This is a genomic window from Micromonospora cremea (assembly GCF_900143515.1).
In the GTDB taxonomy this organism is placed as follows: domain Bacteria; phylum Actinomycetota; class Actinomycetes; order Mycobacteriales; family Micromonosporaceae; genus Micromonospora; species Micromonospora cremea.
On the sequence record NZ_FSQT01000002.1, the window covers coordinates 535396 to 557893 of the forward strand.

The following is a 22498-nucleotide window of genomic DNA, read 5'->3' on the forward strand; positions in this document are numbered from 1 at the left end:
GACCGGACTCCGTCAACGCCTGCGGTGGGCCTCCAGATCGGCGCGGGTGAACAGCGCCCGCAGCGCCACGCCGCGCTCCGCCAACAGAGCAGACCCACCCTCTGCGCGGTCGATGACGCAAAGCGCGTGATCCACGCGGGCGCCCAGTTCGCGCAGCTGCCCGGTGGAGATGACCACCTGCCCCCCGGAGGTGACCACGTCCTCGACCACCAGCACCCGCCGCCCGGCGAGCTCCGTCCCCTCGGCCAGCCGGGCGGTGCCGTACGGCTTGGCGGCCTTGCGGACGAAGGCGCAGGGCAGCCCGGTGTGCCGGCCGAGCGCGGTCACCACCGGAATCCCGCCCATCTCCAGCCCGGCCAGCACCTCGGTGCCCGACGGGACCAGGGGCGCCAGGTGGGCGGCCACCCGGTCCAGCAGGCGGGGATCCGCCTCGAACCGGTACTTGTCGAAGTACTCGTCGGCGGTGCGGCCGGAGCGGAGCACGAACTCGCCGGTCAGCCGACAGGTGGTGTCGATCTCCCGGGCCAGCGCGGCCATGGTCTCTGCGTACGTCATGATGATCATTGTTGCCGGGCCGCCGCCCATCCGGCGTACCCCTTTCGACGCATGCCGGGTCCGGCGGGGTCCTCCCCGGGTCGGAGTCCGGGGCTCGACGGCTGTGGTGGGATCGGGACCATGCGACCGCCACCGTGGCTCGGCTCCGGCACGCTCGGCCGGGATCTCACGCTGGCCGGCGCATCGCTGGCCGGTGGCCTGGTGCTTCTCACCCTCGGCTGGCAACCGCAGATCCGTCCACATCCGGACGTGCCGCCCGCGCTGTTCCTGCCGCCGCTGCTGGCCATGTGCGTGGCCGTCGGCCTGTGCCGGGTCGCGCCGCGCTCCAGCCTGGGCGTCGGCACGGGAGCGCTGGTCGTGGACATCGCGCTCGGCGGCTCGCTGGGCACGATCCTGATCTACACCCAGGTGCTCTATGACGCCTGCGTGTACGGCCCGGCGCGGCTGTGGCGGTGGCTGCTGCGGGTGACCGTGGGATTGAGCCTGGCCGGCGCGGTGGTCGGCGTGCTCCTCTCCGACCAGTGGAGCGGTGTCGCCGTCGGGGTGCTGGTGGTGCTCGTCGGCCTGCTGCCGGTGCTGACCGGGATCAGCGTGCGGCAGTACCGCGATCAGGCCGCCGCCGAGCGGGCCCGGGCCGAGCAGACCGCCCGGCTGGTCGAGCTGGACCGCTGGCAGGCGGTCAGAGTGCCGAACGGGCCCGGATGGCCCGGGAACTGCACGATGTGGTCGCCAACCATCTCAGCGCGGTGGCCATCCACGCCACCGCCGTGCTGTCGGTGCCCGGGCTGGACCGCGGTCAGGTCGAGTCGGCGTTGCGGGTGATCCGGGAGAGCAGCGTGCAGGGTCTGGCGGAGATGCGGCAGATGATCGAGCTGCTGCGCGAGCCGGGCGCCGGCGGCGCGCGGGCACCGGCGGGCGACGGCGGCGCGCTGCCGGAGGCGGCCACCGCACGGCTCGCCGAGGCGGACCGGTTGGTCGAGCGGATCCGGGCCGCCGGCCTCGCGGTGCGCGTCCGCACCGACGGCACGCCCGGCCCGCTGCCGGTGGGGGTGGACCTCGCGGCGTACCGGATCGTGCAGGAGTCCCTGACCAACGCGCTCAAGCACGGTGCGGGCGAGGCGGAGCTGACGATCGCGTACCGGCCGACGGAGGTCGTGCTGACGGTGGAGAATCCGGTGCGCCAGGGCGGCGCCGGGCTGACGGGTGCCGGGGCCGGGCTGATCGGAATGCGGGAACGCGCCACGCTGCTGGCGGGCCGGTTCAGTGCCGGGCAGCACGACGGCCGCTGGCAGGTCCGGGCCGCGCTGCCCACTCTGGAGGACGGGTGACCGGCCCGGCCCGGGCGCCGGGCGACGCCGGCGCGGCGGGCGGGTCGACGGGAGCGGCGGTCCGGGTGGTGCTGGCGGACGACCAGCCGGCGGTACGAGCCGGGCTGACGCTGATCCTGGCCGGCGCGCCGGGCGTCGAGGTGGTCGGCGAGGCGGGCGACGGCGACGAGGCGGTACGGCTGTGCCGGGACCTGCGGCCGGACGTCGCGGTGCTCGACATCCGGATGCCGCGCCGGGACGGCATCTCCGCGACCCGGGCGATCGTCGCCGAGGGACTCGCCGACGTGCTGGTGCTCACCACCTTCGACCTCGACGAGTACGTCTTCGGGGCGCTGCGCGCCGGGGCGGCCGGTTTCCTGCTCAAGGACACCGACGCCGCGGGGCTGGTCGCGGCGGTACGGACGGTGGCAGGCGGGGACGGGTTCATCGCCCCCGCGGTGACCCGCCGGTTGATCGCGGCCTTCGCGGCCACCGCGCCGGGTGCGTCCGCGGCCACCCGGGCCGCCCTGGACACGCTCACCCCGCGCGAGCGGGACGTGCTGGCCTGCCTCGGCCTCGGCCTCGGCCTGTCCAATCAGCAGATCGCCGACCGGCTGGCGATGGCGGAGAGCACCACCAAGACGCACGTGAGCCGGATCCTCGCGAAGCTGGACCTGCGCAGCCGGGTGCAGGCCGCGATCCTGGCCCAGGAGCTGGGCCTGCCCGCTCCCGCCCCGGCACCGTGACCGGGGGGCCGGCCGGGCCCGGCATGAAGATCCAGGTCAGCGCGTGTCAGGCTAGGGCGGTGAGTACGCCGGGCGGTGGAGAGCTGACGGCCACGCTGCGTCAGATCGAACGCGCGGCGGGGGCGTTGGCCACCGCCAGCGTGGCCCGGATGGACGAGACGCTGCCCTGGTTCCGCGCTCTGCCGGCCGACCAGCGCTCCTGGGTGATGCTGGTGGCCCAGGCCGGCGCCCGGTCGCTGGTGCAGTGGCTGCGCGACGGCGGCGGCACGGCGGACAGCACCCAGGAGGTCTCCGACGAGGTCTTCGCCGCCGCTCCCGAGGCGCTGGCCCGGTCGATCACCCTCCAGCAGACCGTGGCGCTGATCAAGGTGACCATCGACGTGGTCGAGGAGCAGGTGTCGCACCTGGCCGCCGAGGGCGAGGAGCAGCAGCTGCGCGAGGCGGTGCTGCGCTTCTCCCGCGAGATCGCGTTCGCCGCCGCCCGGGTGTACGCGCGGGCCGCCGAGTCACGCGGCGCGTGGGACGCCCGGTTGCAGGCCCTGCTGGTCGACGCGCTGCTGCGCGGTGACTCGCCGGACGTGCTGGCCAGCCGGGCGGCGGCGCTCGGCTGGACGGAGGCACCGCCGGTCGCGGTGGCGGTCGGCCGCTCGCCCGGCGGGGAGGTCTCCGCGGTGCTGCACGTGGTCTACCGGCAGGCCCGGCGGATCGGTGTGGAGGTCATCGGCGGGGTGCACGGCGACCGGCTGGTGATCGTGCTGGGCGGCGCGGCGGACCCGCTGGGGGCCACCGGCAAGCTGCTGACCGCGTTCGGGGACGGACCGGTGGTGGTGGGTCCGGCCGTACCCAGTCTGGACGAGGCGACGGAGTCGGCGCGGGCCGCGCTGGCCGGCTTCCGGGCGGCGCCGGCCTGGCCGACGGCGCCCCGGCCGGTGCCGGCAGCCGACCTGCTGCCGGAGCGGGCCCTGGCCGGCGACGGGGAGGCCCGCCGCCGGCTGCGGCACGACGTGTACGCGACCCTGGTGCGCGCCGGCGGCGAGCTGCTGGAGACGCTGGACGCGTTCCTGGCCGCCGGCGGCACGCTGGAGAGCGCCGCGCGGGCGCTGTTCGTGCACCCGAACACGGTGCGCTATCGTCTGCGCCGCATCGCCGAGGTGACCGGCTTCTCGCCGCTGTCTCCCCGGGACGCGTTCGCTCTCCAGGTGGCGCTGACCGTCGGCCGGCTGGATCCGGTGACCCCGGTGACCCCTCCCGTCCCGACCCAGACAATGACCCCGGCGGCCCGGAAAGCCCCCCAAACCGGCGACGATCACCGCCGATCTTTGTAGGAACCCTCCAAAGCTTCTAGTGTGGTTTGGTCGAGGCCGGCACAGCGTTACCCACGCGTATCCGGGAGAGTCATAGGCGTGCTCGCCGTACTTAGTCCCGGCCAGGGTTCCCAGAAACCCGGCTTCCTGACCCCCTGGCTCGACCTGACCGGCACCGAGGCGCGACTGCGCTGGTGGTCGGCTCTGGCCGGGGTCGATCTGGTGCGCCTGGGCACCGCCGCCGGCGCCGACGATATCAAGGACACCGCCCGCACCCAGCCGCTGCTGGTCGCCGCGGCGCTGCTCGCCGCCGAGCACCTGCCGATGCACGACGTGGCGCTCACCGCCGGGCACAGCGTCGGCGAGCTCGGTGCCGCGGCGCTGGCCGGGGTACTGCCGGCCGAGGCAGCCATCACCCTCGCCGGCGTACGGGGCCGGGAAATGGCCGCCGCGTGCGCGCTGGAGCCGACCGGGATGGCCGCCGTGCTCGGCGGCGACCCGGACGAGGTGCTCGCCGCGATCGCCGCGCACGGGCTGCACCCGGCCAACCGCAACGGCGCCGGGCAGATCGTCGCCGCCGGCTCGCTGGACGGGCTGGACAAGCTCGCCGCCGAGCCGCCGGCAAAGACCCGGATCATCCGGCTCCAGGTGGCCGGCGCGTTCCACACCCCGTACATGGCGCCGGCCGAGGCCGCGCTGGCCGCGGTGGCCGCCGGGATCACCCCGGCCGACCCGGCCCGGATCCTGCTGTCGAACCTCGACGGCGCCGCGGTCGACCACGGCCGCGACATGGTGCAGCGCCTGGTCCGCCAGGTCACCGCGCCGGTCCGCTGGGACCTGTGCATGCGCACGCTGGCCGACCTCGGTGTGACCGGCGTGATCGAGCTGCCGCCGGCCGGCACACTGGCCGGGCTGGTCAAGCGGGAGCTGAAGGGCGACGGCGCCCCGGAGATCGTCACCCTGAACACCCCGGACGACCTGCCGGCCGCGCGGGACCTGATCGCCCGGCACGGCATGGCGCCCAGCCACCGGCCGACCACGCAGTTCCGCGTGGTGGTGGCACCGGCCGCCGGCGCCTTCGCCCGGTCCGCCGAGCTGACCGAGGGCGAGACGATCCGCGCCGGCCAGGTCGTCGGGCACATCGGCACCCGGCAGGGGCCGGTCGACGTGACCGCGCACCAGAACGGCGTCCTCACCGAATGGCTCGCCCACCACGACGACCCGGTCGCACCGGGCCAACCGCTCGCCCGCATCGGAGGTCGCTCATGACTGGCAGTCGCATCGTGTCGATGGGGCACTACCAGCCCTCCCGGGTGGTGACCAACGACGAGATCGCCCAGCTCGTGGACACCAACGACGAGTGGATCCGGGACCGGGTCGGCATCGTCACCCGGCGGATCGCCGACAGTGAGACGGTGGCCGACATGGCCGCCGCCGCCGCCGGCAAGGCGCTGGCCAACTCCGGCCTGACCGCCGCCGACATCGACCTGGTCGTGGTCGCCACCTGCACCTCGGTCGACCGCAGCCCCAACGTGGCCTGCCGGGTCGCCGCCAAGCTGGGCATCGCCGCGCCGGGCGCGTACGACGTCAACACCGCCTGCTCGGGCTTCGCCTACGCGCTGGGCACCGTCGACCACGCCATCCGGGCCGGGGCGTCGCGCAACGCGATCGTCATCGGCGCGGAGAAGCTCTCCGACTTCACCGACTGGACCGACCGCTCCACCTGCATCATCTTCGGCGACGGCGCCGGTGCCGCGGTGGTCACCGCGACCGCCGACGACGAGCCGGCCGGGATCGGTCCGGTGGTCTGGGGTTCGGCGCCGGAGAAGAGCGACGCGGTCCGCATCGAGGGCTGGCGCCCGTACATCCAGCAGGAGGGGCAGTCGGTCTTCCGCTGGGCTACCACCGCGCTGGCGCCGCTGGCCCTGCAGGCGTGCGAGCGGGCCGGGGTCGACCCGTCGGAGCTGGCCGCGTTCGTGCCGCACCAGGCCAACGCCCGGATCATCGACGGCATCGCCAAGCGGCTCAACATCCCCAACGCGATCATCGCGAAGGACATCGTCGAGTCCGGCAACACCTCCGCGGCGAGCGTGCCGCTGGCCCTGTCCAAGCTGGTCGAGCGGCGGGAGGTGCCCTCGGGCGCCCCGGTGCTGCTGTTCGGCTTCGGCGGTGGCCTGACCTACGCCGGTCAGGTCGTCCGCTGCCCCTGATGACCCCCTCGGGCGCACACGCGTCCAGGAGTGGCGGCTGGCGACGCCGGCCGCCGGAGAACCCCCGATGAAAGGAACCAACCGCAATGACCCGTGACGAGATCACCACCGGCCTCGCCGAGATCCTCGAAGAGGTTGCCGGGGTGAACCCGGACGACGTGGCCGAGGGGAAGTCCTTCACCGACGACCTCGACGTCGACTCGCTTTCCATGGTGGAGGTCGTGGTGGCGGCCGAGGAGAAGTTCGGCGTCAAGATCCCGGACAACGAGGTGCAGAACCTCAAGACCGTCGGGGACGCTGTCACCTACATCGCGGCCCAGTCCTGATCATGAGTCGTCCTGACGTCGTCGTCACCGGGCTCGGCGCGACGACCCCGCTTGGCGGGGACGTCGCGTCGACCTGGGACGCAATGCTCGCCGGCCGCTCCGGGGTGAGTGCCCTCACCCAGGAGTGGGCCGCGCAACTGCCGGTCCGGATCGCCGCCCAGCTGGCCGTGGAACCGTCCGAGGTGCTGGACCGGGTCCGGTTGCGCCGGCTGGACCGCTCCGAGGCGATCGCGATCATCGCGGCGCAGCAGGCCTGGGCGGACGCGGGCCTGGCCGACTCCGGCCTCGACGGTGAACGCCTGGCGGTCAGCGTCGGCTCCGGCATCGGCGGTGCCACCACCCTGCTCGCCCAGGACGACATCCTGGAGGCGTCCGGGCCGCGGCGGGTCTCCCCGCACACCATCCCGATGCTGATGCCGAACGGTCCGGCCGCCTGGGTCGGGCTGGAGCTGGGCGCCAAGGCCGGCGTGCACTCGGTGGCCAGCGCGTGCGCGACCGGCGCGGAGGCGATCGCGCTCGGCCTGGACATCATCCGGGCCGGCCGGGCCGACGTGGTGGTGGCCGGCGGCACCGAGGCGGTCATCCACGCGCTGCCGATCGCCGGGTTCAGCTCGATGCGGGCCATGTCGACCCGCAACGACGACCCGGAGCGGGCCTCCCGCCCGTGGGACCGGGGCCGTGACGGCTTCGTCCTCGGCGAGGGCGCCGGCATCGTGGTGCTGGAGCGGGCCGAGCACGCCGCCGCCCGGGGCGCCCGGGTGTACGCGCGCCTCGCTGGCGCCGGGATCACCTCCGACGCGTACGACATCGTCCAGCCGCACGCCGAGGGCGAGGGCGCGATCCGGGCCATCGCCAAGGCGATCGCGGACGCGGACGTGGCCAAGCGGGACATCGTGCACGTCAACGCGCACGCCACGTCGACCCCGGTCGGCGACATGCTGGAGATCGGCGCGCTGCACAAGGCACTCGGCGACCACCCGGTGCTGGCCGCGACCAAGTCGATGACCGGTCACCTGCTCGGTGCGGCCGGCGCGCTGGAGTCGATCGCCGCCATCCTGGCCATCCGCGACGGTGTCGTTCCTCCGACGATCAACCTCGACGACCCGGACGACGGTCTCACCCTGGAGGTGGCCGCACACAAGGCGCGCCACATGGAGATCCCGGCCGCGCTGAACAACGCGTTCGGCTTCGGCGGCCACAACGTGGCTCTCGTCTTCACCCGGGCCTGAGACCCCAGGTTGGAGGCGCGTGACCACCACCGCGCCATCCCGCTGTAGCGGACGTAAGGAAGGGTCCCTTCTTATCGCGAGGCGAAAAGAAGGGACCCTTCCTTACGTTCAGCCCCGGTTGCGCGGGTGCTGTTTCGCGGTGCGCTCATTGCCCCGGCGGTAGTTGCCGGTCCAGCGGGCCATCACCAGCTGCGGGTCGTCGTCCACCTCGGCGAGGAACTCCGCCGCCCGGCCGCCGCGCAACGTGGTGGCCACCCGCCCGTGATGCGTGATCACCACGGCGCCGTCGGCCCGTTCCACCCAGTCGAAGTCCCGCGCCTGACCCATGGCGACACGGTGCCAGGCCCGGGGCGGCCGACGCGAGCGGTTTCCCGGCGCCTGCCCATCGTCGGCGCCCGGCGTGCGGGTGGTCAGGTGGCGCAGGTGGTGGCTGGCAGACCGGGCACGGTCACCGGGGACCGGCCACCCGGGCGGGCCTTGCCGCCCAGCACCCCGGCCAGCGCGGTCATCGACGCCCGGCTGGAGGAGTACGTGGCCAGCAGCGTCGGCGACGCGGCCTTGGCCAGCACGTACGGGGTGTCCATGGCGACGGTGACCGCCGCGTCGGCGCGCAGGTCGGCGGTGCCGTCGCCGTAGCCGACCAGGTGCACCACCGTGCCACCGCTGGGCACCACCTTGACGCCGGCCGCGGTCAGCGCCTCGGTGAGCAGCGACCGGGTGCCGTCCCGGCCGCCAGAGGAGGTGACGGTGATCGGCCCGCGCACCGCGCCGCCGCAGGCGCCCCGCAGCACGGTGACCGCACCGGCGGCCAGCGCGTCCGCCGCCGCGCGGTGGGCCGGGGCGTTGAGCGTGGACATCTGCGCGGTCGGTAGCGCCGACAGCCGGAACTTCATGGTCAGCACCCGGGTGACCGCCTCGACCAGTCGGGCCCGGGTCAGCGATCCGCCGCGCAGCGCGGCGAGCAGCCCGTCGTACGCCTGGCCGACGTTCGGGGTCATCAGGATCAGGTCGTTGCCGGCGTTCAGCGCCCGGACCGCGGCCTCGCCGGGGGCCCAGCGCTTCGCCGGGGGCATGTTCATGCCGTCGGTGATCACCACGCCGGTGAAGCCGAGTTGGCCGCGCAGCACGTCGGTGAGCAGCTTGTGCGAGAAGGTGGCCGGAGTGCCAGGGTCGATGGCCCGCGCGTCCAGGTGGCCGGACATCACGGCCATCGCGCCGGCGCCGATCCCGGCGGTGAACGGTGGCCAGGCGCCGCTCTTCAACGCCGCCGCGGACTGGGCGAGCACCGGCAGGTCCTGGTGCGAGTCGTCGGCGCTGTGGCCGTGACCCGGAAAGTGCTTCAGGGTGGCGGCGACGCCGACCGCCTGGAGGCCCCGGACCGCGCCGCCGACCTGCGCCGCGGCCCGCTTCGGGTCCGCGCCGTAGGACCGGGAGCCGATCACCGTGCTGCGAGTCGCCAGCACGTCGGCCACCGGCGCGAAGTCGACGTTGATCCCCATCGCGGCCAGCTCGGCGCCGGCGGCCCGCCAGGCGGCCTCGGTCAGCGCCGGGTCGCCGGCCGCACCGGCGGCGAGGGCGCTGGGCAGCACGGTGACACCGTCGGTGATCCGGGTGACCACGCCGTACTCCTGGTCGGTGCCGATCAGGAAGGGCGCCGGGCCGGCGGCGAGCCGACCGGCGGCGGCACGGAGCCCGCCGGTCAGCTCGTGCACCTGCTTCGGGTTGTCGACGTTGGTGGTCTCCTGGTTGCCCTTGGTCGGGTCGTCGGCGCTGAACCCGACCAGGATCAGCCCGCCCAGCCGGTACTTGGCGATCATCTCGGCGGGGGTGTCGACCCCGGCCAGCGCCTGGTTGCCGGCGGCCGAGCCGGGTGAGACCTTCGTGGCCGAGTCGCCGTAGGCGTACGGCATCAGCACCTGGCCGACCAGGTCCTCGTCGGAGAGCCTGGCGACCAGCGCGGCCGCCTGGGCGGCAGGGTCGTTGGTCGGCGTGGTGGCGGGCGTGCTCGGGCCGGCGGACGTGCCCGCCGGCCCGGGCGTCGGCGCCGGACGGTCCCGGGTGCCGGAGCAGCCGGAGACGAGCAGGGCGGTCAGGGCGGCGACGGCGACGCTGGCGCGGCGCGGGCGAATCGGCACGCCGCCCATCCCACCAGTTCACCCTTATCGGGGCAACTTGACCTTACCGGCCAGCCGCCCCTGGCCGCCGCCGCGTGAGCGTGCGGGCAGGTGGCCGGGTCGGGGGCGGCCGGGTCAGCCGACCCGGGTGAGCAAGGTCACCGGCGCGCCGTCGCCGGCGTACCGGTAGGGCTCCAGGTCATCGTCCCACGCGGTGCCGAGCGCCTTGTCGAGCGCGTGCGCCAGCGCCTCCGGGGCCTGGGCGGCGGTCATCAGCGCGCGCAGCCGGTCCTCGCCGAGCTGGATGTCACCGGCCGCGCCGACGGTGGCCCGAAACAGGCCGCGTGCCGGCACGTACATGAAACGCTCGCCGTCGGCGCCGGGACTCGGTTCCTCGGTCACCTCGAAACGGATCATGGGCCACTGCCGGAGGGCAGCAGCCAGCTCGGCGCCCGTCCCCGGACGACCGGTCCACCCGCACTCGGCCCGGCGAGCGCCGGGATCGACGGGCTGAGCCGTCCACTGCAGGTTGACCGGCGCGGCTAGGACGCGCGCGATCGCCCACTCGACGTGCGAGCACACGGCGAGTGGGGTCGAGTGGACGTATACGACGCCACGCGTTGGCACGGTGACCTCCCGGAGAGCGAGGTGCGTCTTCCCCTACGACCTCGTCCACCCGAGTGGCTGATGCAACACATGATTACTCTTGTGACGGATGGTGCGCCAGGGAATCGGAGAAATCGCTGGCCGGAATAGCCGGACGGGTGGTCTCCGTTGCCTCTCAGGACACCGCGACGACCAGCCTGATGTCGTGGTCCTGTACAGTTCCATCGGCGGCTTCTGCCGCGCACAACTTCGCGGGCCGACCTGGTGTCGCCCGCACACAGCCCCCGGACGTCCAGTCCTCCCGTACGTCTTGCAAGGAGTACCTCCGTGGCGAGCAACACCTCTAAGACCGCGCGCGCGTCCGTCCGGGCCGGCCAGGCTGGCCAGGGTGGCGCCCTCAGCGTGCTGGGCGAGTTCAAGTACCTCATCCCGCTCAACGGCGGCAAGCACGCCTACGTGCGCAACCTGACCAACGGCAAGACCGCGCACCTGCGCACCGACTCCGAGGCCTTCGTCGAGGAGATCCGGGTGCTGGCCGCGGCCGGCCACGCCGCCAAGATCCGGGCGGAGATCAACAACCTGAACACGACGCACCCGGGTGACGGCTGGGACGCCACCGAGAAGCGCCTGGTCGAGGCCGGCGTCTTCGAGGGCTGAGCCCTCCCCCACCGCATCATCTGAAAACGCCCGCCGGGAGTTCCCGGCGGGCGTTTTCGCGTCCCTACCCCGCGCCGGAGTGCCCCGCGGGCTCAGGCCGGGTCCAGCAGGGCGACCTCCCCGGTGGCCAGGTCGTAGAGGCCGCCGACCACGGCCACCCGGCCGGCGGCGACCGGCCCGGCCAGCAGGTCGTCGTCCCACAGGGTCTGCACCGTGCGCCGGACGTGCCGGCGGATCGCGAGCGGATGCACCGCCGGGTCGTCTAGCCCCACCTCGGTCACCGCCGGGGCGATCTCGTCCACCAGGTGGGCCAGTGACCCGCCGGGACGCTCCCCGGCGCGCAACGCGTCCACCGCGGCTCCCACCGCGCCGCACCGCTCGTGGCCGAGCACCATCACCAGCGGTACGCCGAGCTGACCGACCACGTACTCGATCGAGCCGCACACCGCGCGGTCGAGCACGTGGCCACCGGTGCGGATCACGCAGATCGCGCCGAAGGTCTGGTCGAAGATCGCCTCCAGCGGCACCCGCGAGTCGATGCAGCCGAGCACCACCGCGTACGGCTGCTGGTCGCCGGAGGCGGCCGCGGCGGCGGCCGTGACGTCGTGCCCGTGCACCGGTTGGCCGCTGACGAAGCGCCGGTTACCGGCGAGCAGCTCGGCCAGCGCGGCGCGAGGCGTGCCACCGGCCAGTCGCCCCGACGCCGAAGGTCCGCCCACCGGCGGTCCGGGCGTTGCCCCCGACGACCCCATGCCGTTCAGCTTGGCCCGCCGTCGGCGGTCACGGGCGGGGTCGGGAATGTTCGCCCCGGCGCGATTGGCGTGGTCTCATGGCGGGTAGCCGGTGTTACCGCCGGGTATCCCGGTGCTGGTGGTGCGGGCGGCCCTGGGAGGTGGCGATGCCGGAGCGGTTCGAGGTCGGTCTGCCCGACGGCGTACGGCTGCACGTCGAGGCGACGGGGCCGGCGGACGCCCAGGTCACCGCCATCCTGCTGCATGGCTGGACGCTGGACGGGCGCAGCTGGCACCGGCAGGTCGAGGCCCTCACCGGTTCGTCCGACGGCGCGGTGCGGGTGGTGACCTACGACGCACGTGGGCACGGCCGGTCCAGTTGCATGCCGCTGCCCACGGCCACCCTGGCCCAGCTCGGCGACGACCTGCTCGCGGTGCTCGACACGGTCGCGCCGACCGGGCGGGTGATCCTGGTCGGGCACTCGATGGGCGGCATGACGATCATGGAGTACGCGCACCGCCACCCGGCGCACTTCGCCGCCCGCACCGCCGGCCTGGTCTTCGTCTCGACCACCGCCGAGGGGCACACGCACACCGTCTACGGGCTCTCACCCCGGATCGCCCGGCTGATCCGGCTGGCCGAGACGACGGGCGCCGGGGTGCTGGCCCGGTGCGGTTCGTGGCGGGCACCCCGGGCGCTGCTGCGCGCGCTGCAACCGAGCATCCGGTGGATGCTCTTCGGCGACCGCTGCGATCCGGCCGACATCCGGCTGGTGACCTCGGCGGTGGCCCGCGCCTCGCTGCGCTCGATCGGCGGGTTCCGCGCCTCGATCGGCGCCCAGCACCGCTTGGACACCCTCGCCGCGTTGGCCCACCTGCCGGCGGCCGCCCTGGTCGGCGACCGGGACCGGCTGACCCCGCCGCCGTGCGCCGAGTCGATCGCCGCGGTCCTGCCGGCCACCGAGCTGACCGTCTGCCCGGGCGCCGGGCACATGCTGATGATGGAACGCCCGGACAAGGTGAACGGCGCGCTGACGGGCGTCCTGAGCCGGGTACTCGCCGAGCCGGCGTCCCACGCGACCCCCGCCGGGACGGGTGTCTGACCACGTTCCCGCACCTCGGGCGCGGGAGGCCGGGCCCGGGGCCGTACCCTTCTGCGGTTGGCCCGCGCGGTTCGTGCCGCTTGCCGGCGACGTCAGAAGGAGCGTGCGTTGACCGACCAGACCGCCCTGGAGCAGGAGATCGCCGTCGAGCAACGGCACCTCGACCGGGTGTACGCCCGACTCGCCGAGCTGCGGCGGTCGGCGGTTCGCGCCGAGCGGGACGGCTACCGGATGGCCCGGGTGGGCACTTTCGGCGCGCTCGTCGAGCGCGACGCGATGGTCTTCCACGCCGCGCAGCGGCGACACACCCTCGACGCGGAGCACGAGGGGCTGGTCTTCGGCCGGCTGGACATGCGGGACCGGCAGGTGCTGCACGTCGGTCGGCTCGGCATCCGCGACGAGGACGCGACCACGCTGGTCGTCGACTGGCGGGCGCCGGCCGCCGCCGCCTTCTACCAGGCGACCCCGGCCCAGCCGCTGGGCGTGGTACGCCGGCGCACCATCCAGTCCCGCAGCGAGCGGGTCACCCGGATCGAGGACGACCTTCTGGACCCGACGGCCGCCCCCGAGGGGATGACGGTGGTCGGCGACGGCGCGCTGCTGGCGACCCTGTCCCGGGCCACCGGCCGGGGCATGCGCGACATCGTGGCGACCATCCAGCGGGAGCAGGACGAGGCGATCCGCTCGCCCGGCTCCGGGGTGACGATCGTCGCCGGCGGCCCGGGCACCGGCAAGACCGCGGTCGCTCTGCACCGGGCCGCCTACCTGCTGTATTCCGACCGCAGCCGGTACGCCGGCGGAGGCATCCTGGTGGTCGGCCCGTCCTCGGTCTTCGTCGAGTACATCGCCTCGGTGCTGCCCTCTCTCGGCGAGGACACCGCGACCCTGCACTCGCTGGGCACCCTCTTCCCCGGGATGACCGCCACCCGCACCGACCCGCCCGAGGTGGCGGCCGTGAAGGGTTCGCTGCGGATGCGCCGGGTGCTGGAGCGGGCGGCCCGGGACGCGGTGCCGGGCGGCCCTGGCGAGCTGCGGCTGCTCTACCGCGGCACGCTGCTGCGGCTGGACCGGGCCGAGCTGGACGGGATCCGGGACCGCGTGCTGCACCGCGGCGCCCGGCGCAACGAGGTCCGCCGGGCCGGCTTCGACGGTGTCTTCGCCGCGCTGTGGGCGCAGGCCCGCCGGTTGGGCATCGGCCGGCTGCCGGAGCAGCGGGCCTTCGAGGACGAGATCGCCGAGCGGCCGGAGTTCCGGGAGTTCCTCAAGGCGTGGTGGCCGCGGCTGCACCCCCGGCACGTGCTCGGCTGGCTGGCCCGGCCGGACCGCCTGCGCCGGTACGCCGGTGGGATCCTCTCCACCGCCGAGATCCGGCTGCTCAGCGCGGCGTACCAGAACCTGGACGCGGCCGGGTTGACCATCGCCGACGTGGCGCTGCTGGACGAGCTGGACGCGCTGCTCGGCAAGCCGCCGCAGCCGGCCCGGGCCCGGCGTGACCCGTTCCAGCTCGCTGGCGGTGTCCGCGAGCTGAGCAGCTTCGGCGACCGGCAGCGGGCCGCGCGGGCGGCGGCCCGGGAGCGGCCGGCGGACTACCGGGAGTACGCGCACGTGGTGGTGGACGAGGCGCAGGACGTCTCGCCGATGCAGTGGCGCATGGTCGGCCGGCGCGGCCGGCTGGCCTCCTGGACGGTGGTGGGCGACCCGGCGCAGACGGCGTGGACCGGCGACCCGGAGGAGCTGGACCGGGCCCGGGACCAGGCGCTGGGCCGGCGCAAGCGGCACGACTTCACGCTGACCACCAACTACCGCAACTCGGCGGAGATCTTCGCGGTGGCGGCGGCGGAGATCCGCCGGCTCTACCCCGACCTGCTGCTGCCGACCGCCGTCCGCTCCACCGGGGTCGATCCGGTCGAGCTGGTGGTGCCCGCCACGGGCCTGGAGACCGCGACCGTGGAGGCGGCCACCGGCCTGCTGGCCGAGGTGGAGGGCACGGTCGGGGTGATCACGCCGGTCCCGCGCCGCGACGAGGTCGCCGGCTGGCTCGGCGCACTCGGTGCGCCGCGACTGCAGGTGGTGACCAGCCTGGAGGCGAAGGGCATGGAGTACGACGGGGTGGTGCTGGTCGCCCCGAGCGAGATCCGGGCGGATCCGGGCGCCGGGGTGCGCACCCTGTATGTCGCGCTGTCCCGGGCCACCCAGCGGCTCACCACCATCGACCCGACCGGCTGACCCGCGACGGCCGGCCCCGTCGGACGGACGACCTGCCGTACACTTGCATACATAGCGATGTGAGCATACATTTGACCGGGTCCCGACGGACGACGGAGGGTGGTCTCGTGGGCGCAGGTCATGACCACCACCACGGGTCGGTCGCCAACGCCGCGCACCAGCACCGGGGGCGGCTCTGGACAGCGTTCGGGCTGCTCGCCACCCTGATGGTGGTCGAGGCGGTGGCCGCGTTCCACACCGGCTCGCTGGCCCTGCTCTCCGACGCCGGGCACATGTTCACCGACGTGCTCGGCATCGGGATGGCGCTCGCCGCGATCACCGCCACCCGGCGGGCCACCGGCGACCCGCAACGCACCTTCGGGCTCTACCGACTCGAGGTGCTCGCCGCCCTGGCCAACGCCGTCCTGCTCTCCGGCGTGGCGGTCTACGTCGTGATCGAGGCGATCGGCCGGTTCGGCGACCCGCACGAGGTGCTGGCCGGTCCGATGCTCGCGGTGGCCGCGCTCGGCCTGCTCGCCAACCTGGCCGCCTTCGCCCTGCTCCGCGCGGGGGCTCGGGAGAGCATCAACCTGCAGGGCGCCTACCTGGAGGTGCTCGGCGACCTGCTCGGCTCGCTCGGCGTGATCGGCGCGGCACTGCTCATCCAGGTCACCGACTGGTGGTGGGCCGACCCGCTCGTCGCGGTCGCCATCGGCGTGTTCATCCTGCCGCGCACCTGGCGGCTGGGACGGGCCGCGGTCCGCATCCTGGTGCAGGCCGCCCCCGAGCACCTCCAGGTGACCGCCGTGCACGACCGACTGGCCGCGGTGCCCGGCGTGGTCGAGGTGCACGACCTGCACGTCTGGACGCTCACCTCGGGCATGGAAGTGGCCTCCGCGCACCTGACCATGGCGCCCGGCGCGGATGTCGGCGTGGTGCTCTCCGCGGCTCGCGCCGCCCTGCACCAGGAGTTCCGGATCGAGCACGCGACGTTGCAGATCGAACCCGGCGCGTCCCCCGGCGCCTGCGGTTCGGTCGAATGGTAGCGGCGTTTCAGGAGCTTTACTCGGATTAGCCGGAATTTACCGTGACGACGGACGCACCGTCCGTCACATCGGCTGCACCGGCCCCAAAAGCCCCGGTAGGCTCGGTCCCGGCCTCCACCCGGCGGCGCCCACCCGGCGCCGGTGGCGGCCGCCGCCTAATCGCCCGAGCGGGCGAACCGGGGAACCACGTTCCTGGGGTGCATCCGCGTCAGCGGTAGGGATCTTCCGTCCCGAACCCGTCAGCTAACCCGGTCGGCGGCTGACGGAAGGACATGCGTAGTGGTACCAGCACGACCACCCGCCGCCCGACTGGCGGCCCTGATCGTCGCGATGTTCGCCCTCGGCGTCGCGATCCCGGCCGGCGCCGCCTCGGCCGCTCCCCCGACCGGCCTGCGGGCCGCCGCGGCACCCGACAGCGACGAAGAGGGCGGCACCCCGGCGCTGCGGGCCCAACTGGAGGCGGCCAGCAAGGGATACCTGGACGCGAAGCGCGCCCTGGACACCTCCGTACAGCGGCAGCAGCAGCTCGCCACCCAACTGAAGACCACCGAGACCGAACTGACGGCGCGCAGCGGCAAGGTCGACGAGATCGCCGGACTGGCCTACCGCACCGGCCGGCTCGGCACGGTGTCGGCGCTGCTCAACAGCGGCACCCCCGAGGGCTTCATGGACCGGGCCGTCACGCTGGACGCGGTCGCCGCCAACGAGGACCGGGCGCTGCGCGACCTCACCGCCACCAGGGACGAGGTCAACCGCACCCGCATCGCCCTGGACGGCGAGATCCGTGAGCAGCGCAAGCAGGTCACCGTCATGGCCAAGCGCAAGGAGCAGGCCGAACGGGCTCTGACCGTGGCCACCACCAAGCCCCGGACGACCGCCGACACCGGCTCCAACCGGGGCACCTCCGCCGCCAACGCAAAGGCCGCGCCGCGCAACTCCGACGGCTCCTGGCCGTCGGAGTCGTGCAGCGTCAACGACCCCACGCCGGCCACCGGCTGCATCACCCCCCGCACGCTGCACGCGCTCAACCAGGCCAAGGCCGCGGGCTTCACCCGGTACGTCTCCTGCCACCGCAACGGCGGCTCCGGTGAACACCCGAAGGGCCGGGCCTGCGACTTCGCCGCCCAGAAGAGCGGCTTCGGCGGCGACGCCACCGGCGGCGACAAGACGTACGGCAACAACCTGGCCGCGTACTTCATCCGCAACGCCGACCGGCTCGCCGTGCTCTACGTGATCTGGTACAGGCAGATCTGGCTGCCCAGCAGCGGGTGGAAGTCGTACAGCGGAGCGGGCGGCGACCCGTCCAGCGACCACACCAACCACGTGCACCTGTCGGTGTACTGACCCCGGGCGGTGCCCCGCCCCGCGGGGCACCGGCCCGCCCGGGTACGTCAGCGGACGTACCCGGGATGTCGCCGGCGGTCGGACGCCCCGGGCCGAGCCCGGCGGGCAGCATCCTGGTATGCGTCGGATCCCACCCACCGCCCGCAAGGCGCTGCTCACCCTGCACCTGGTCACCTCGCTCGGCTGGCTCGGCGCCGACCTGACGCTGCTCACGCTCGGCGTCGCGGCACAGCGCGGCGCCGACCCGGCCGTCGTCTACCCGGTTGCCGCGCTGGTCGGCACCGTGCTGTTCGCACCGTTGAGCGTGCTGGTCTGGCTGGTCGGCGTGGCCAGCGCGCTGCTCACCCCGTGGGGGCTGCTGCGCTACCGCTGGGTGCTGGTCAAACTCGTGATCACCACGGTGATGGTCGGGTTGGTGCTGTTCCTGCTCACCCCGAACCTGCGGCACGCCGGCGCGCTGGGCGCCGCCCTGCCCGCCCGAGACCGCGCCGACCTGGTGATCGCACCGGCCGTGTCGACCAGTCTGATGATCATCGCGACGGTGCTCTCCACGTACAAGCCGTGGGGGCGACGGCCGGCCGCGCGGCCCACCGTCGCGGGCCGGACCGGACGTGATCCCGCGGCAACCAGGATCTAGTGGCCTCTCCACCCGAGCAGGTCACTACATCCAGGATCGAGCGTGATCTTGACGCGACCCGGGCCTGCGCGCGGCCGCAGGCCGGGCGTGGCCTTGGTGCGGCCCGGGCCTGGGCGCGGGCCGCAGGCCGGGCCTGGGTGCGGGCCGCAGGCCGGGCCTGGGTGCGGGCTCAGTTGGCGGGCGGGGGCCGGCCGTGCGGTCCAGGGCCGCGCCCAGTCGGGTGGCCAATGCCAGGTGGGCCGCCCGGGCCTGGCGGAACGCGTACCGGAACAGCGGGGCCGGCGCGGTCAGGGTGATCTCGACGTCGACCCGGACCAGGCCGTCCGGCTCGCCGCGCAGCCGGGTGTGGTTGCGCACCGTGGTGGCCGGCCACTGGCGGGCCACCATGACGATCTCGTCGTCCTCACTGATCAGCACGTCCGCCTGGTACGTGGTCCGGAAGCGCAGCGGGCCGGCCACCAGCCGGTCGCTGATCGCGTAGCTGGCCCGGGCACCGGGTCGGGGCGGCAGCCGGCGAACCTGGACGATCAGCGGGTGCAGCTCGCCCTGCCGGGTCAGGTCGCTCAGCAGCGCCGCGGCCTCGCGGGGAGTGCAGCGGGCCTGGACGGTGTAGCTGAAGGTATCGCTCCTGAGCACACCGTCTCCCGCCGTCGTTGGTCGCACGATCGTCCCGCACCCCGGTCGGGCTGGCAACGCCCGGACGGACACGGACCGTTGCCTCGGCATTCACACCGCGTTCCCACTACGGTCGGCTGATGGGTAACCACCCGCCGTGACGAGCGACGGAGGACGTGAGCATGAACGGGTACGACCGGTGAGCGGGCACGTGATGGTCTTCGCGCCCACGCCGCAGCTGACGGTGACCGTGGACCAGCCGAACGATCAGCCCGAGTTGCACCTGCACCCGGGCGGGCAGGGCGTCTGGCAGGCCCGGATGGTGATGTCGCTCGGGGTCGACGTGGTGCTCTGCACCGCGCTCGGCGGCGAGATCGGCCAGGTGCTGGAGCCGCTGCTCGTCAGCGAGGGAGTGGACCTCAAGGTGGTGGTCCGTGACTCCGGCAGCGGCGGGTACGTGCACGACCGCCGGGACGGGTCCCGGCAGGAGATCGCCGACGTGCCCGGGCAGCCGCTGAGCCGGCACGAGCTCGACGAGTTGTACAACCTGGCCCTCGGCGAGGGGCTGCGAGCGTCGGTGAGCGTGCTCAGTGGACCCAACGAGCCGTGGCTCGTTCCGGCCGACCTGTACCGGCGCTTCGCCGCCGATCTCGGTGCCAACGGCGGCCGGGTGGTGGTCGACCTCTCCGGCGATCACCTCGGGGCGGTGCTGGACAGCGGGGTGTTCTTCCTGAAGGTGAGCCATGAGGAACTGATCCGCGACGGCCGCGCCCGCAACGAGGAGAGCGCGGAGCTGACCCGGGTGATGTACGACCTGCACGCCGCCGGCGCCGAGACGGTGGTGGTGAGCCGGGCCGACGAGCCGGCGCTCGCGCTCGTCGACGGCGAGCTGTTCGAGGTGGAGATGCCCCGGTTGCAGGCGGCCGACCCGCGCGGCGCCGGCGACTCGATGACCGCCGGGGTGGCCGCCGTGGTGGCCGGCGGCGGAGACATCCGGACTGCCATCCGGACCGGTGCCGCGGCCGGCGCGCTGAACGTGACCCGGCACGGGCTGGGCACCGGGCGGTTGGACTCGATCACCGGTCTGGTGGATCGGGTCCGGTTGGTCCCGGCGGACAGCCGACAGCAGGAGCGGACCACCCCCGACGAACTGGCCGACCGGGCGGTCGAGCGATGACGCTGCGCGTGCTGGTCACCAACGACGACGGGATCGCCGCACCGGGCATCCAGGCGCTGGCCTGGGCGGCGGCGCAGCGGGGCCTGGACGTGGTGGTCGCCGCGCCGCTGGAGGAGGCGAGCGGCACCAGCGCGGCCATGAGCGCGATGGAGCAGGACGGGCGGGTGGTGGTGCACGACCACCCGCTGCCGGACCTGGCGGGCGTTCCGGCGTACGGGGTCGGTGGCTCCCCCGGCTTCATCACGCTGATCGCGCTGCACGGCGCGTTCGGCCCGCCGCCGACGGTGGTGCTCTCCGGCATCAACCGGGGTGCCAACGCCGGCCGCGCCGTGCTGCACTCCGGAACGGTCGGCGCCGCGTTCACCGCCGCCACGAACGGCTGCCGGGCGATGGCCGTCTCGCTGGACGTACTCTCCGCGGGCGAGGCGACGGCCGCCAGCGGTGGCGCCGCGGTGGACGCCGCAGCCCGGGTACGCGACGCCGAGCGCAACTGGAGCACCGCCGCGCGGGTCGCCCTGGACCTGCTCCCCCGGCTGACGGCCGCGCCGATCGAGAGCGTGCTCAACGTCAACGCCCCGGACCTGCCGCACGGGCGGCTGCGCGGGGTCCGCCGCGGCACGCTGGCCAGTTTCGGTCAGGTGCAGATGACGGTGGCCGAATCGGGGCACGGCTTCGTGCGTACCTCGCTGGAGGAGCCGGGGCAGGCCGCGCAGCCCGGCACGGACGTGGCGTTGCTCGCCGCGGGGTACGCGTCCGTGACGGCCATCCGGGCGGTCACCGAGATGACCGACGTCGACCTGACCGGCCTGGACGAACAGCCCTGACCGGCGTGGGCCGCGGGCGTTCAGCGGCGTGGGCCGCGGGCGTTCAGCGCTCAGGCGCCGGGAAGCACCTCGGGGGCGGCGGCACCGGCGAAGTACGGCTCGGGGGCGCCGAAGAGGCCGAGCAGGCCGGTCACCCAGAGCTGCCGGTGCACGAACCGGCTCGGCTCGGTGACCACCAGCTTGACGCCGCTGACCTCGGCGGTCTGGAAGCCGGCCACCATCGCGCTGATGCCGACCGAGTCGATGAAGGTGACCAGCCTCATGTTCAGCTCGATGCGCAGGGGGCGGCCCTTGGCCAACACCTCCGCGATCGCCTCGCGTACCTCGTACGCTGTGTCGACGTCGATCTCGCCGCGCGGGGCGATCTCCACGACACCACCGGACAGAACCGACTTCACGATCGACAGGCTCACGCGAGCACCTCCACCCGCCCGTCCCCCGGGCGCCTCATCAGTACGCGGGCCGCGACCGACAGTATTCCTTCGACGGCCTCGGTCGCCACCCCTCGGGATGAGCAATTCGCGGATCCGGGCACACCAAGTCGCCCATATCCGGACTTTTCGTTATCTGATCACTCAGTACTTCTGGTCATCTGATCACTCAACGATCGGTCGGAACCGACGCGTCGCTGGACCAGGGTAGCGGTCCCCGGCCGCCGTGCCCGACAACCGGCCCACCAACCGCGCTCGCCCCGTGTGACACCGGCGTGTCGCACCCTCGTCGATCGACCTCGACCCGGCCGGGTGGTTGCCGACGCCGCCTAGCATCGGCCGGGGAACCCCACCGTTACGGAGAGGACCTTCAATGATCAAGAAACTGGCCGGGCTGGCCGGCGTCGGTGTGCTGCTCGCCCTCGTACTGGCCTGCGGCTTCGGTGGCGGAGGCGATGACGACGATGACGACGACGACGACTTCGCCCGGGGCCTCTCCGTGGTGGTGCTGCGCTGAGTGTCCGGTGAGCCGGGCCGGCCGGGTTTGCGCCTGGCCGGCGCGGGGCACTGCCGGGGTAGGCGAATCGTGACGCGCTGGACAGACGCCGAAGTCCGAAGTGGCCGCCGGCTTCGGCACCCCGAGGAGGTAACCACGATGTTCGGAACCAACCTGCTGGACCGCCGCAGCAAGCCGGAACGGATCGCGGACCAGGCGTGGGAGCACCTGGTCTCCGCCGTCAGTTCCGCGGGAGACAGCGTCCGGGGCACCGCCCGCTCCGCCCGGCGCAGCAGCAGCGACCTCGCCGACGGCGCGGGCGACCTGGTGGGCTCTGCCGCCGACGAGGCGCGGCGCCGAGCCTCGCTGGCCTTCGACGCGCTCGCCGGCCGTCAGCCGGCACTGCCCTGGACGCTGCTGATCGGCGCCGCGCTGGTCGGCGCCGCGGTCGGCTGGGCCGTCGGCTCCGCCGCCCGAGCTGCCGGCAGCCGGGACGACCGCGCGGTGGACGACGTCGAGTTCGTCGACGTCGACCGTCCCAACTCCCCCGTCGGCCTGAACGACTGACCCACCCGCCACCCTCGGGCCCCGCTCGACCCCAGAGGTCGACCGGGGCCCGCCCCTTTCTCCCACCCCTTGCCCCCACCGCCGCCCGCCCCTGCCCCATCCCGCCGGGCCGCCCTGCCCCCGCCTCGCGCCGCCCCCGCCCCCGCGCCCCCGCCCCCGCCCCCGCGCCCCTTCCCCCCGTCGATCTAGGGCATATCGTCGTGGATGGAGATCGACTAGCAGCGATATGACCTAGATCGACGGGGAGATGGGGCGGGGCGCGGGCGGG

General features: G+C 74.0%; 25 protein-coding genes and 1 riboswitch. Of the genes, 18 read left to right on the forward strand and 7 right to left on the reverse strand.

Annotated elements, in window-relative coordinates; all coding sequences use genetic code 11:
• Positions 1-12: 12 nt before the first annotated feature.
• Positions 13-555 (reverse strand): orotate phosphoribosyltransferase, encoded by a 543-nt coding sequence (gene pyrE, locus BUS84_RS15765; protein WP_074318828.1) that lies wholly within the window; start codon positions 553-555, stop codon positions 13-15.
• 120 nt (positions 556-675) lie between these two features.
• On the opposite strand from pyrE, the gene BUS84_RS39950 reads away from it, so the two are divergent.
• The 8 genes from BUS84_RS39950 to fabF all read left to right on the forward strand — a co-directional run bounded on the left by BUS84_RS39950 (position 676) and on the right by fabF (position 7677).
• Positions 676-1377 (forward strand): hypothetical protein, encoded by a 702-nt coding sequence (locus tag BUS84_RS39950; protein WP_244298590.1) that lies wholly within the window; start codon positions 676-678, stop codon positions 1375-1377.
• The gene (locus BUS84_RS39045; RefSeq protein WP_244298591.1) at positions 1302-1883 is read left to right on the forward strand and encodes a sensor histidine kinase; all 582 of its coding nucleotides are present in this window, start codon (positions 1302-1304) and stop codon (positions 1881-1883) included. Before BUS84_RS39950 ends, BUS84_RS39045 begins: the two co-directional genes overlap by 76 nt.
• A complete protein-coding gene (locus BUS84_RS15775; protein WP_084757490.1) occupies positions 1880-2608 on the forward strand; it encodes a response regulator in 729 nt (242 codons plus the stop codon). The genes BUS84_RS39045 and BUS84_RS15775 overlap by 4 nt, the downstream gene beginning before the upstream one ends.
• A gap of 59 nt (positions 2609-2667) precedes the next feature.
• Complete coding sequence (locus tag BUS84_RS15780) at positions 2668-3933, forward strand: PucR family transcriptional regulator (protein ID WP_074313375.1); 1266 nt, start codon at positions 2668-2670, stop codon at positions 3931-3933.
• 78 nt (positions 3934-4011) lie between these two features.
• Positions 4012-5181, forward strand: coding sequence for an acyltransferase domain-containing protein (locus tag BUS84_RS15785; protein WP_074313376.1), 1170 nt, complete (start codon positions 4012-4014; stop codon positions 5179-5181).
• Positions 5178-6122, forward strand: coding sequence for a beta-ketoacyl-ACP synthase III (locus BUS84_RS15790; RefSeq protein WP_074313377.1), 945 nt, complete (start codon positions 5178-5180; stop codon positions 6120-6122). The genes BUS84_RS15785 and BUS84_RS15790 overlap by 4 nt, the downstream gene beginning before the upstream one ends.
• An 86-nt stretch (positions 6123-6208) precedes the next feature.
• Positions 6209-6448: an acyl carrier protein gene (locus tag BUS84_RS15795; protein ID WP_074313380.1), complete on the forward strand. Its 240-nt coding sequence runs from the start codon at positions 6209-6211 to the stop codon at positions 6446-6448.
• A gap of 2 nt (positions 6449-6450) precedes the next feature.
• Positions 6451-7677: a beta-ketoacyl-ACP synthase II gene (fabF, locus tag BUS84_RS15800; RefSeq protein WP_074313386.1), complete on the forward strand. Its 1227-nt coding sequence runs from the start codon at positions 6451-6453 to the stop codon at positions 7675-7677.
• A gap of 108 nt (positions 7678-7785) precedes the next feature.
• On the opposite strand, the gene BUS84_RS15805 is transcribed toward fabF, so the two are convergent.
• The 3 genes from BUS84_RS15805 to BUS84_RS15815 form a co-directional block, all read right to left on the reverse strand.
• A complete protein-coding gene (locus tag BUS84_RS15805; RefSeq protein ID WP_074313389.1) occupies positions 7786-8004 on the reverse strand; it encodes a hypothetical protein in 219 nt (72 codons plus the stop codon).
• A gap of 83 nt (positions 8005-8087) precedes the next feature.
• Positions 8088-9821 carry a glycoside hydrolase family 3 protein gene (locus BUS84_RS15810; protein WP_074313391.1) on the reverse strand — a complete coding sequence of 578 codons (1734 nt, stop codon included), beginning with the start codon at positions 9819-9821 and terminating at the stop codon, positions 8088-8090.
• A 105-nt stretch (positions 9822-9926) separates the two neighbouring features.
• A complete protein-coding gene (locus BUS84_RS15815) occupies positions 9927-10418 on the reverse strand; it encodes a DUF3145 domain-containing protein (RefSeq protein WP_074313393.1) in 492 nt (163 codons plus the stop codon).
• A gap of 306 nt (positions 10419-10724) precedes the next feature.
• Between BUS84_RS15815 and BUS84_RS15820 the strand changes: the two genes are divergently transcribed.
• On the forward strand, positions 10725-11054 hold the full coding sequence (locus tag BUS84_RS15820; protein WP_074313395.1) for a hypothetical protein: 330 nt from the start codon (positions 10725-10727) through the stop codon (positions 11052-11054).
• Between the two features lie 92 nt (positions 11055-11146).
• On the opposite strand, the gene BUS84_RS15825 is transcribed toward BUS84_RS15820, so the two are convergent.
• Complete coding sequence (locus BUS84_RS15825) at positions 11147-11773, reverse strand: carbonic anhydrase (RefSeq protein WP_425293455.1); 627 nt, start codon at positions 11771-11773, stop codon at positions 11147-11149.
• A gap of 179 nt (positions 11774-11952) precedes the next feature.
• On the opposite strand from BUS84_RS15825, the gene BUS84_RS15830 reads away from it, so the two are divergent.
• The 5 genes from BUS84_RS15830 to BUS84_RS15850 all read left to right on the forward strand — a co-directional run bounded on the left by BUS84_RS15830 (position 11953) and on the right by BUS84_RS15850 (position 18120).
• Positions 11953-12888, forward strand: coding sequence for an alpha/beta fold hydrolase (locus BUS84_RS15830; RefSeq protein WP_074318831.1), 936 nt, complete (start codon positions 11953-11955; stop codon positions 12886-12888).
• A 108-nt stretch (positions 12889-12996) separates the two neighbouring features.
• Entirely contained in the window at positions 12997-15114 is a 2118-nt protein-coding gene (locus BUS84_RS15835) for a HelD family protein (protein WP_074313397.1), read from the forward strand.
• Between the two features lie 107 nt (positions 15115-15221).
• Positions 15222-16139: a cation diffusion facilitator family transporter gene (locus BUS84_RS15840; protein WP_074313399.1), complete on the forward strand. Its 918-nt coding sequence runs from the start codon at positions 15222-15224 to the stop codon at positions 16137-16139.
• Positions 16140-16281: 142 nt separating this feature from the next.
• A riboswitch (cyclic di-AMP (ydaO/yuaA leader) is annotated at positions 16282-16413 on the forward strand.
• A gap of 56 nt (positions 16414-16469) precedes the next feature.
• Positions 16470-17483 (forward strand): coiled-coil domain-containing protein, encoded by a 1014-nt coding sequence (locus tag BUS84_RS15845; protein ID WP_074318832.1) that lies wholly within the window; start codon positions 16470-16472, stop codon positions 17481-17483.
• A 118-nt stretch (positions 17484-17601) separates the two neighbouring features.
• Positions 17602-18120: a hypothetical protein gene (locus BUS84_RS15850; protein WP_074313401.1), complete on the forward strand. Its 519-nt coding sequence runs from the start codon at positions 17602-17604 to the stop codon at positions 18118-18120.
• A gap of 24 nt (positions 18121-18144) precedes the next feature.
• Here BUS84_RS15850 and BUS84_RS15855 read toward each other — a convergent pair whose 3' ends face one another.
• On the reverse strand, positions 18145-18756 hold the full coding sequence (locus tag BUS84_RS15855; RefSeq protein ID WP_244298592.1) for an SRPBCC family protein: 612 nt from the start codon (positions 18754-18756) through the stop codon (positions 18145-18147).
• A 193-nt stretch (positions 18757-18949) separates the two neighbouring features.
• Between BUS84_RS15855 and BUS84_RS15860 the strand changes: the two genes are divergently transcribed.
• Positions 18950-19912 carry a PfkB family carbohydrate kinase gene (locus BUS84_RS15860; protein WP_074313402.1) on the forward strand — a complete coding sequence of 321 codons (963 nt, stop codon included), beginning with the start codon at positions 18950-18952 and terminating at the stop codon, positions 19910-19912.
• Positions 19909-20736 carry a 5'/3'-nucleotidase SurE gene (surE, locus tag BUS84_RS15865; RefSeq protein WP_074313403.1) on the forward strand — a complete coding sequence of 276 codons (828 nt, stop codon included), beginning with the start codon at positions 19909-19911 and terminating at the stop codon, positions 20734-20736. The genes BUS84_RS15860 and surE overlap by 4 nt, the downstream gene beginning before the upstream one ends.
• Positions 20737-20786: 50 nt before the next feature.
• On the opposite strand, the gene BUS84_RS15870 is transcribed toward surE, so the two are convergent.
• On the reverse strand, positions 20787-21149 hold the full coding sequence (locus tag BUS84_RS15870; protein ID WP_074313404.1) for an STAS domain-containing protein: 363 nt from the start codon (positions 21147-21149) through the stop codon (positions 20787-20789).
• A 391-nt stretch (positions 21150-21540) separates the two neighbouring features.
• Between BUS84_RS15870 and BUS84_RS38265 the strand changes: the two genes are divergently transcribed.
• The gene (locus BUS84_RS38265; RefSeq protein ID WP_159451035.1) at positions 21541-21684 is read left to right on the forward strand and encodes a hypothetical protein; all 144 of its coding nucleotides are present in this window, start codon (positions 21541-21543) and stop codon (positions 21682-21684) included.
• 138 nt (positions 21685-21822) lie between these two features.
• Entirely contained in the window at positions 21823-22230 is a 408-nt protein-coding gene (locus tag BUS84_RS15875; RefSeq protein ID WP_074313405.1) for a hypothetical protein, read from the forward strand.
• The last annotated feature ends 268 nt before the right edge of the window (positions 22231-22498 follow it).

Coding starts and splice junctions, on each gene's coding strand:
- pyrE (WP_074318828.1), bottom strand. CDS start 555: ATGACGTACGCAGAGACCATGGCCGCGCTGGCCCGGGAGATCGACACC.
- BUS84_RS39950 (WP_244298590.1), top strand. CDS start 676: ATGCGACCGCCACCGTGGCTCGGCTCCGGCACGCTCGGCCGGGATCTC.
- BUS84_RS15790 (WP_074313377.1), top strand. CDS start 5,178: ATGACTGGCAGTCGCATCGTGTCGATGGGGCACTACCAGCCCTCCCGG.
- BUS84_RS15795 (WP_074313380.1), top strand. CDS start 6,209: ATGACCCGTGACGAGATCACCACCGGCCTCGCCGAGATCCTCGAAGAG.
- fabF (WP_074313386.1), top strand. CDS start 6,451: ATGAGTCGTCCTGACGTCGTCGTCACCGGGCTCGGCGCGACGACCCCG.
- BUS84_RS15805 (WP_074313389.1), bottom strand. CDS start 8,004: ATGGGTCAGGCGCGGGACTTCGACTGGGTGGAACGGGCCGACGGCGCC.
- BUS84_RS15810 (WP_074313391.1), bottom strand. CDS start 9,821: ATGGGCGGCGTGCCGATTCGCCCGCGCCGCGCCAGCGTCGCCGTCGCC.
- BUS84_RS15830 (WP_074318831.1), top strand. CDS start 11,953: ATGCCGGAGCGGTTCGAGGTCGGTCTGCCCGACGGCGTACGGCTGCAC.
- BUS84_RS15845 (WP_074318832.1), top strand. CDS start 16,470: ATGTTCGCCCTCGGCGTCGCGATCCCGGCCGGCGCCGCCTCGGCCGCT.
- BUS84_RS15850 (WP_074313401.1), top strand. CDS start 17,602: ATGCGTCGGATCCCACCCACCGCCCGCAAGGCGCTGCTCACCCTGCAC.
- BUS84_RS15860 (WP_074313402.1), top strand. CDS start 18,950: ATGGTCTTCGCGCCCACGCCGCAGCTGACGGTGACCGTGGACCAGCCG.
- surE (WP_074313403.1), top strand. CDS start 19,909: ATGACGCTGCGCGTGCTGGTCACCAACGACGACGGGATCGCCGCACCG.
- BUS84_RS38265 (WP_159451035.1), top strand. CDS start 21,541: ATGATCAAGAAACTGGCCGGGCTGGCCGGCGTCGGTGTGCTGCTCGCC.
- BUS84_RS15875 (WP_074313405.1), top strand. CDS start 21,823: ATGTTCGGAACCAACCTGCTGGACCGCCGCAGCAAGCCGGAACGGATC.